At 41.6% G+C, this 7,817-nt stretch carries 10 protein-coding genes; 4 read left to right on the forward strand and 6 right to left on the reverse strand.

Annotated features, from left to right (window positions below; genetic code table 11):
- Positions 1-89 precede the first annotated feature (89 nt).
- Both ACEW80_RS05860 and ACEW80_RS05865 read left to right on the forward strand, forming a co-directional pair.
- The gene (locus tag ACEW80_RS05860; RefSeq protein ID WP_373525693.1) at positions 90-278 is read left to right on the forward strand and encodes a hypothetical protein; all 189 of its coding nucleotides are present in this window, start codon (positions 90-92) and stop codon (positions 276-278) included.
- 103 nt (positions 279-381) lie between these two features.
- A complete protein-coding gene (locus ACEW80_RS05865) occupies positions 382-675 on the forward strand; it encodes a hypothetical protein (protein ID WP_373525694.1) in 294 nt (97 codons plus the stop codon).
- A gap of 188 nt (positions 676-863) precedes the next feature.
- Here ACEW80_RS05865 and ACEW80_RS05870 read toward each other — a convergent pair whose 3' ends face one another.
- Entirely contained in the window at positions 864-1,766 is a 903-nt protein-coding gene (locus ACEW80_RS05870; protein ID WP_373525695.1) for a S1 RNA-binding domain-containing protein, read from the reverse strand.
- A gap of 242 nt (positions 1,767-2,008) precedes the next feature.
- Positions 2,009-2,749 (reverse strand): dienelactone hydrolase family protein, encoded by a 741-nt coding sequence (locus tag ACEW80_RS05875; protein WP_373525696.1) that lies wholly within the window; start codon positions 2,747-2,749, stop codon positions 2,009-2,011.
- Positions 2,750-2,962: 213 nt separating this feature from the next.
- On the opposite strand from ACEW80_RS05875, the gene ACEW80_RS05880 reads away from it, so the two are divergent.
- Together ACEW80_RS05880 and ACEW80_RS05885 are read left to right on the forward strand one after the other, a co-directional pair.
- Positions 2,963-3,946 carry a GntR family transcriptional regulator gene (locus ACEW80_RS05880; protein ID WP_373525697.1) on the forward strand — a complete coding sequence of 328 codons (984 nt, stop codon included), beginning with the start codon at positions 2,963-2,965 and terminating at the stop codon, positions 3,944-3,946.
- A gap of 84 nt (positions 3,947-4,030) precedes the next feature.
- Complete coding sequence (locus ACEW80_RS05885; RefSeq protein ID WP_373525698.1) at positions 4,031-4,618, forward strand: Uma2 family endonuclease; 588 nt, start codon at positions 4,031-4,033, stop codon at positions 4,616-4,618.
- A 299-nt stretch (positions 4,619-4,917) separates the two neighbouring features.
- Here ACEW80_RS05885 and ACEW80_RS05890 read toward each other — a convergent pair whose 3' ends face one another.
- From ACEW80_RS05890 to clpX, 4 genes are all read right to left on the reverse strand, one after another.
- A complete protein-coding gene (locus ACEW80_RS05890) occupies positions 4,918-5,271 on the reverse strand; it encodes a DUF5615 family PIN-like protein (RefSeq protein ID WP_373525699.1) in 354 nt (117 codons plus the stop codon).
- Positions 5,268-5,504 carry a DUF433 domain-containing protein gene (locus ACEW80_RS05895; protein WP_373525700.1) on the reverse strand — a complete coding sequence of 79 codons (237 nt, stop codon included), beginning with the start codon at positions 5,502-5,504 and terminating at the stop codon, positions 5,268-5,270. Before ACEW80_RS05895 ends, ACEW80_RS05890 begins: the two co-directional genes overlap by 4 nt.
- Before the next feature lie 67 nt (positions 5,505-5,571).
- Positions 5,572-6,498, reverse strand: coding sequence for an alpha/beta fold hydrolase (locus ACEW80_RS05900; protein ID WP_373525701.1), 927 nt, complete (start codon positions 6,496-6,498; stop codon positions 5,572-5,574).
- 111 nt (positions 6,499-6,609) lie between these two features.
- The coding region (clpX, locus tag ACEW80_RS05905; RefSeq protein ID WP_373525702.1) for an ATP-dependent protease ATP-binding subunit ClpX at positions 6,610-7,817 on the reverse strand (1,208 nt) is incomplete at its 5' end.

The raw sequence follows: 7,817 nt of genomic DNA on the forward strand, positions 1-7,817 counted from the left end.
TTGTACTTCCGGCAAGTTGTAGCAACCACTAAAAAACAATCTATTGTTTTGGCACCAAGTAAATCAAGTCTTATTTATATTTCTCAATAATGCCTAATCCTAAAGGGAACCCACAAAACTTACAACCAATTAAATCAAATAGAGAAGAATCATTAACAGAGAGGATTAACTTACGCATCACCAAGACTATGAAAGAAGAACTATCCACCAAGGATGATCCTCCAGAATTTTGCCGTCGTGCGATCGAGGAAGCATTAAATAAAGATAAAGAAAAATAATCTTAAAGAGATAGTTGTTACGAGTGTGTGAATTACTGGAATGAGTCAGCAATAAAGCATATTTAGATAGCAATATGTCATTTTGCTTGCGGAAAACACCGAAATGAGTAAGTTAAATAGCCTTTTGATTAAGTCGAATGGCATTTTGAGTAAGTCGAATGCCATTTTGCTTACGGAAAACACCAAAATTAGTAAGTCAAATAGCCTTTTGAGTAAGTCAAATAGTATTTTGTTTGCGGAAAACACCAAAATCAGTAAGTCAAATGGTATTTTGAGTAAGTCGAATCCCATTTTGCTCATTGAATTCGACTTTATCTTTTTTTCCGATGCAATTCGTGATCTACTTCACCACCTAACACCGATTACTTATGAAGTTGCTCCCGAACAAGAAGCTTAAGCCTTTATTCGGTTAGACTTTATCTATCTTTATACTGCAAAAAGTATCCCCCCACATCGAAAGTTGATGCGAGGGGAGTAGTAACCCAACTTAGGAGTTATTAACTTTTAGGTGTTATTCACCTGTAAATTTATGCGATCGCTCTGTGGTAGATTACGATATTTTTGGGCAAGCAAGCCACCTCAAAACTATTCAGATGCTTTGTTATTAGCTCTATTGGCACGCGCCTCAGCCGAAGCCATCACTTCATCCATATTCTCTAGCACTTCGCCAGGGAAGTTTTCCAAAACTCTCGTAGAAAGAGCAACCCGTCCTTTACCTTCATCTAAGTCGATAATTACAGCTTTAATTGGCTGACCAATTTGAAATACCTTTTCTAAAGACTCAATGAATTTTTGGCTTACCTGCTTGATATGAAGCAAAGCGCTCATCCCACTTAAATCAACAAACACACCAAAAGGTTTGATGCCAGTAACTTTGCCCTCTACCAGTTGACCTAGTTGTAATAAGCTGAAGTTGCTAGAACGAGTTGCTAAACGCTGGGAAAGAATGAGTTTGTTGGTGTTACGATTAATTTCCAAAAAACCCACAGTCAGATTTTGACCTTTGAGTGCTTCTAAATTATCACGCTCTGCCAGGTGCGATCGCGGAATGAATCCCCGCAAAGAAAGAATATCGACAGTGACACCACCTTTATTCACACCCATTACCCGTACTTGCACAGTCTGGGTATTTTCCTGCATTTCGGCCAATCGTTCCCAGATGTGCTGAATTTCCAACTGCTTTCGAGAAAGAGTTACTTGACCTTCTGCATCCTGATCTCGGATAATCAAAAACTCCATTTCCTCTTGCAATGGCAGCACCTCCGATAAATCGGTAACAGCTCTCAAAGAAGCCTCATCGATGGGGAGAAAAGCTGACGACTTGCCACCAATATCAACGTATGCTCCATCATGGTCAAGTTGGAACACTTTGCCGCGTACAATCTGTCCCTTTTGAAACTGGTAGTCGTGTTTTTCTAGTGCTTTGGCAAAATCGTCCATCGTAAATGACGAATTGGCTGTTTGAGAAAGGTTCGATTCGGAATTCATGACTTTTGAAGATTAATTGTTATTTGATATAGTGCAACTGGAGTTTAAATTGTCATTTGTCTCCCGTTTGCACAACGTCTCCCTGAGGAGAAGTTCTGATGGTCGGAAGCCTCTCTTACAAAGTGACGCTCTGGCGTCGCTAACAGATCGCAGAAAGCCTCCGCTCTGACTTCGCTGTTTGTCTTTGGTTCTTACTAATGACAAATGACAAATGACAAAAAACTAACTTAGCTGCATAGGCTTCAGTTCAGTTGACCAAAGAGTTGTTTTATCTGCTCCCAAGCATCGGCAGCAGCTTTAGGATTATAACTGCCACGATGATTACAGAAAAATCCGTGGTCAGCTCCATCGTAGCGAAACACACGATGAGGAATTTTATATTTTTCTAACTCTGCTTCAATCTCATCGACTTGTTCAGATGGGATGCTAGCATCTTCTATACCAAAGAAGGCATTGAGAGTACCTGTTATTTCTCTGGTGCGGGTAACAGTAGGAGCGCCACCTCCGGGTGTGCGAGTGGTAACTCCAGCAGCGTAGAAGGAAGCCGTAGCTTTAATATCTGGTAAGGTGGCTGCAAGATATGCGACATGACCACCAAAGCAGAAGCCAATACAGCCAAAACCATCTTTTTTCACTTGAGGCAGATTTTTGAGGTAGTCAATTGCTAATTGAATATCGCTCAATAACTCTGATGCTTGAGTTTGCATAGCGTAACTTCTGCCAGTTTCAATATCTTCGGGTGTGTATCCGGTTTCAAAACCAGGAGCAATACGTTGAAAAAGTGCAGGTGAAATTGCTACATACCCAAGTTTGGCAATCCGTTCTGTAACTTCTCGAATGTGAACGTTGACACCAAAAATTTCCTGTAATACTACGACTCCTGGGTAAGATCCAGGTTCTTCTGGCTCTGCTAGGTAAGCAGACACTTGAATATTATCTTGCAAAAGATTAACCGTTGTGGTAATTATTGCTTGCTCTGTCATAATAATTTTTACCAGTGCTATGTGATTAGCCTTGTGTTTATTTGATATAACTGTGCCAGTATGTCTAGGTTTTTCTGATTAAATTATCAATTACCGATAGTGAGCAATGCAACTGGTTATTAAAGGAGTGCTGGGTCAAAATTGCTAAGTAGGAAAGCAACACTCAGGACTCAGCACTTAGCATTCAGCACTTAGCATTCAGGAGGTTTGCTGATGATTCAATTCCGTATTCAGCCAGACAGCGAAATTCCCGCATCAACTCAGCTGTTTAATCAAATCCGGTTTGCGATCGCTTCCCGGCAATATCCCCCTGCTTACAAATTGCCAAGCACACGGGCATTAGCAATGCAAACTGGTTTACATCGAAATACCATAAGTAAAGTTTACCGTCAACTAGAAGAAGACGGATTTGTTGAAAGTATGGCTGGTTCAGGAATTTATGTTCGTCCCCAAGGTCATGAGGGCGGTAGCAGGCTGCAATCACCAATTCTCAAACAACATCCTGATGCATATCAAGTTGTCCAGCAAGCACTTGATAATCTCCTCTCCCAAGGATGTTCACTTAATCAAGCCAGAGAGCTATTTTTAGCGGAAATTGACTGGCGCTTGCGTTGTAGTGCGAGGGTACTGGTTGCAGTTCCATCTCACGATATGGGTGCTGGTGAATTGATGGTGTATGAATTAGAACGAGCTTTAAAAATACCAGTACAGTTGGTAGCAATGGAAGAATTAGTAGCTGTGTTAGATAAAACTACTTCTGCAACAGTAGTCACAAGTCGGTATTTTATCAGTAATGTGGAAGCGATCGCAGCTCCTAAAGCTGCGCGAGTAATTCCTCTGGATATCTACGACTACACCAAAGAACTCAACCTATTGAAAACCTTACCAAAAGAAAACTGTGTAGGGATAGTTAGCCTCAGCTCTGGAATTGCGCGAGCTGCAGAAGTCATTCTCCACGGTCTGCGGGGGGATGAACTACTGATAATGACTTCGCAACCAAAAGATGCTTATAAACTTCAAGCTATGGTTAAGCGAGCTGAGGTAATTATAAGTGATCAAGCCAGTTTTGCCGCAGTGCAAGCAGCCGTGCAAGCATTTGATGAAGATATTATTCGGCCACCAAAGCTGATTAAAGTTGAGAATTATATCGGCACTAACTCGATTAACTTGCTAAAACGAGAACTGGGTTTGGGTTAATTCAAAGATAATTAAGAGAGGGGTAAAAACATTTATATTGATTCAGCTACTTATCAATCAATAAAGGAACTATTGAGAGGCGATATGAGTATTCCACTTCTAGACCATCCCATACAAGAGAGACTTGTAACTGTCGCAGATGTTTCCTGGGAGGAATTCAAAGGTATAGAGGCACAGCTAAAGGACAACCGCAATGTCCGACTCTCTTATTTGTCAGGAATATTAGAAATTATGTCGCCCATTGGTGAAAAACATGAGTACGTAAAAAGAACTCTTAGCTATTTGCTAGAAGCTTACATGAGAGAGTTGGGCATCCGGTTCTATGGCCTCGGTGGTTTCACTCTCGAAGAACCTGGGTATGCTTCTGGAACTCCAGATGAATCTTACTGCATTGGCAGCAATAAAGAAACACCAGACATTGTTATTGAAGTTATTGTTACTAGTGGCACCATTAACCGCAAAGAGTTATACAAACCCAAGAAAGTGCCTGAAATTTGGTTCTGGAAATCTAACCAGATAAAGATATTCCGTTTAAATGAGGCTGGCGAGTATGAAGAAGTAAACCGGAGCAGTTTCTTCCCGAATTTAGACCCAGCTTTGTTGCTGAAATATATTGGACATCCTGACCAGTACGATGCTGTTGCGGAATTTGTGCAGGCTATCCGAAAATAACATCTTGGAACTAACCGTGACGCAAAAGCAGGTAACAAGTATCTCAATCCTATTTGATTTGCAAACAGCGACAGGCTCAGATCCCCGACTTCTTAAAGAAGTCGGGGATCTTTTTGTTATAGTCCAGCATTCGCAGAGGTAATGGCGGATTCGATTCTAATTTCATCTGAAATTCTAAGTGCAGAATTCGCCCTTGCAATTGCAGAAATGTTATCGATCTTTCCAGTCCCCTATGGACTAGCGATCACCTATTTTTTCTGATTTTTCATCCTGTGCGAATTACCAACAACAAGAGGTTACTACTGATGTACAATAATCGTATCCCGACTCATTTCAATGTAGGAATGCTGGTCAAACAGTTGAAATAAAGATTGTAAATTACTGCAAAACAGACTTTCAAGTTCTACATTCTTGATATTGCCTGTGGTGATTAAAAGTAGTTTATACGGTTGCTGAATTGTTAAAAAAGAGTTGACAAAATCGGAATCTTTTGTAATTAGAATTCGATTTTGTTTAATTGATATGGCATTAATTTCAGTATCTAAAGTACCATTTTGTTGAGGTAAATCTCTGGTGTGAATTGTATCGTAGCCTGAAGCTTTTAGGAACCGAGCGAGGCGAACTGGTAACTGAGCATCAACAAGAAATTTCATGAAGCAATCTTATAAATGCTTTTGACTTGGCTGAGTCGAGCCGCAAATAACAAAACTGCCAGAATATCTTCATACTCTAAGTCCTCATAATCTGCCAATATTTCCTCATTCTTCATACCAGAACTCAGCAGTTCAAGGATAAGCTCAACTGGATAACGAAGTCCTCGAATACAGGGTTTACCATGACAAATATCAGGATTATGGGTGATGCGCTGTAACAGTCTGTCATCCATCTCGCCAATTCTCCACGACATTAAACTCAACTACTAGGTTACAGCATTTTCCATTCCAAATTTAATGTTAAATACTCCTAACCACCTTGTCTGTTGTTCCAATTCCCAAAAACACCCCCACTCGCTGGAGGTAAGTAGGCGCATCTTCCAACATCGGGAAATGCGCTGTATTACGAATCATCACAAATTCCACTTTGTCACTCAATGCAGCTGCTTTACGCCCCATTTCGGCTGGGATAATTTTGTCATACTCCCCCGCCACTAGCAGAGTTGGCACTGTCAACTTGGCAAACTCTTGCGGCATAACTTCAGATTGAGCCTTGCTGACTGAAGTAAAAATTGTCCCTAAAGCTGCATCGTAATCTGCTTCGAGAAAATCTTCCAAAAAAGCTTGCCGCTCAGAATGTGGGATAGAACTATATAAAAATCTGGCCATAAACATTCGGTCAGCAAATGGGATTTTGCCTAACCACTTGGGACGGAATTTTACGACATAGCCACCAAATTTATGAAAGGCACTAAAGGATTTTTCATCGTACTCAAAAACGCCGCTACAGGTTAAAATTCCTCGTTCTACTCGTTGGGGGTAGCGGTTAAAAAATAAAGTAGCAACAGAAGCACCCATTGAATGAGCATTAATATAGACACTCTGAAGATGCAACCCATCTAACAAAGCTGCCAAATCATCAGCATATTCCTCTAATTCATAGGTTAACTCTCTGATTGCCTCCGATTCTTCCTGGGAGGACTGGGACTCAGCAACAGATTCACTTGCTTGAGCTATAGTTGCCTTACCATGAGAACGGCCAAATCCCCGCAAATCGTAGAGTAAACAATCAAATTGCTCTGATAAGACCTCAGCCGTATTTTGCCAATACCTAGCCGAACCAGCCCAACCGTGCATGAAAACCATTACTGGTTTTACTAAAGAACCAGATGGCTTTTTCACCCAATCGTAGTAATGCTCAACGCCACGAACATTAATATAAGGCATTTCTCTTTTGTCCTTTGTCTTTTGTCATTAGTCATTTGTCCTCGTTATGTGGTTATTAGTCTTTAATTTTTGATAAATAACCAATGACTAATGACCAATGACCAATGACTATTATGCTGATTCTGGCTTCGGTAGTGAAGATGGATGTATTATCAGTTCAGCAGTCGATCGCTTCTCGACCATTTCCCGTGTTACTGTACAACGTGTCACATCTTTACGAGACGGTAACTCGTACATTACATCCAGCATCAGTTCTTCGACAATGCCCCGCAACGCTCTAGCACCGGTTTTACGGCGGTAGGCTTCTTGAGCGATCGCCCGTAAAGCATCTGATTTAAAATCTAACTGGACATTATCCATCTTCAGCAGCTTTTGGTACTGCTTGACTAAGGCGCTGCGTGGTTGGGTGAGAATCGCCATCAGTGTTTCTTCATCTAGCGGATCTACGACTGCTACCATTGGCACGCGCCCAATAAATTCTGGAATCATCCCAAATTTGACTAAATCATCCGGTTCTAGACTGCGAAGAGTGTCTGCGGCTCGTTTCTCCTTCGATTGTCCTTCTCCCGGTTGCACAAAACCGATTGCTTTTTTGCCAACTCTCTGATCTACAATCTTTTCTAAGCCCACGAAGGCACCACCACAGACGAACAAAATATTACTTGTATCAATCTGGATGCAGTCTTGATAAGGATGTTTGCGGCCTCCTTGGGGTGGTACATTGGCGATCGTTCCCTCTAACATTTTTAGCAAAGCTTGCTGCACACCTTCGCCAGAAACATCGCGGGTAATCGAGGGATTCTCGCTCTTACGAGCAATTTTATCAATTTCGTCAATGTAAATAATTCCCCGTTGCGCTTCCTCTATATCCAAATCTGCCACCTGCAACAGTCGCAGCAAGATATTTTCTACATCCTCTCCCACATACCCCGCTTCCGTCAGCGTCGTAGCATCAGCGACGGCAAAGGGTACATCCAAGATTTTGGCTAAGGTTTGCGCTAACAGAGTTTTGCCGCAACCAGTCGGGCCAATTAACAAAATATTGGACTTTTGCAACTCTATTGCATCATCTGCCCCAGCTTTGCCACTAGCTTTAGACTGAATCACCGCCAGCCGCTTGTAGTGATTATAAACAGCTACTGACAGCACTTTTTTCGCTTCGTCTTGGCCAATAACGGGTTCGTCTAGATACTTTTTAATCTCTCTTGGCTTGGGTATTTGATTAAACGAAATACTAGAAGAGTGGGTACGCCGTTTTTGAGGTGGTTCTGCTCTTGGTGCTGGTTGTGCTGCCGCACCACTAGTATCGAGTAACTCCT

This window comes from Nostoc sp. (genome assembly GCF_041747015.1).
Taxonomy (GTDB): Bacteria; Cyanobacteriota; Cyanobacteriia; order Cyanobacteriales; family Nostocaceae; genus Nostoc.

Excerpts from the sequence above, each read along its gene's own strand:
- ACEW80_RS05880 (WP_373525697.1), top strand. The coding sequence starts at position 2,963 with ATGATTCAATTCCGTATTCAGCCAGACAGCGAAATTCCCGCATCAACT.
- ACEW80_RS05890 (WP_373525699.1), bottom strand. The coding sequence starts at position 5,271 with ATGAAATTTCTTGTTGATGCTCAGTTACCAGTTCGCCTCGCTCGGTTC.
- ACEW80_RS05895 (WP_373525700.1), bottom strand. The coding sequence starts at position 5,504 with ATGGATGACAGACTGTTACAGCGCATCACCCATAATCCTGATATTTGT.
- ACEW80_RS05865 (WP_373525694.1), top strand. The coding sequence starts at position 382 with ATGAGTAAGTTAAATAGCCTTTTGATTAAGTCGAATGGCATTTTGAGT.
- ACEW80_RS05900 (WP_373525701.1), bottom strand. The coding sequence starts at position 6,498 with ATGCCTTATATTAATGTTCGTGGCGTTGAGCATTACTACGATTGGGTG.
- ACEW80_RS05860 (WP_373525693.1), top strand. The coding sequence starts at position 90 with ATGCCTAATCCTAAAGGGAACCCACAAAACTTACAACCAATTAAATCA.
- ACEW80_RS05870 (WP_373525695.1), bottom strand. The coding sequence starts at position 1,766 with ATGAATTCCGAATCGAACCTTTCTCAAACAGCCAATTCGTCATTTACG.
- ACEW80_RS05885 (WP_373525698.1), top strand. The coding sequence starts at position 4,031 with ATGAGTATTCCACTTCTAGACCATCCCATACAAGAGAGACTTGTAACT.
- ACEW80_RS05875 (WP_373525696.1), bottom strand. The coding sequence starts at position 2,749 with ATGACAGAGCAAGCAATAATTACCACAACGGTTAATCTTTTGCAAGAT.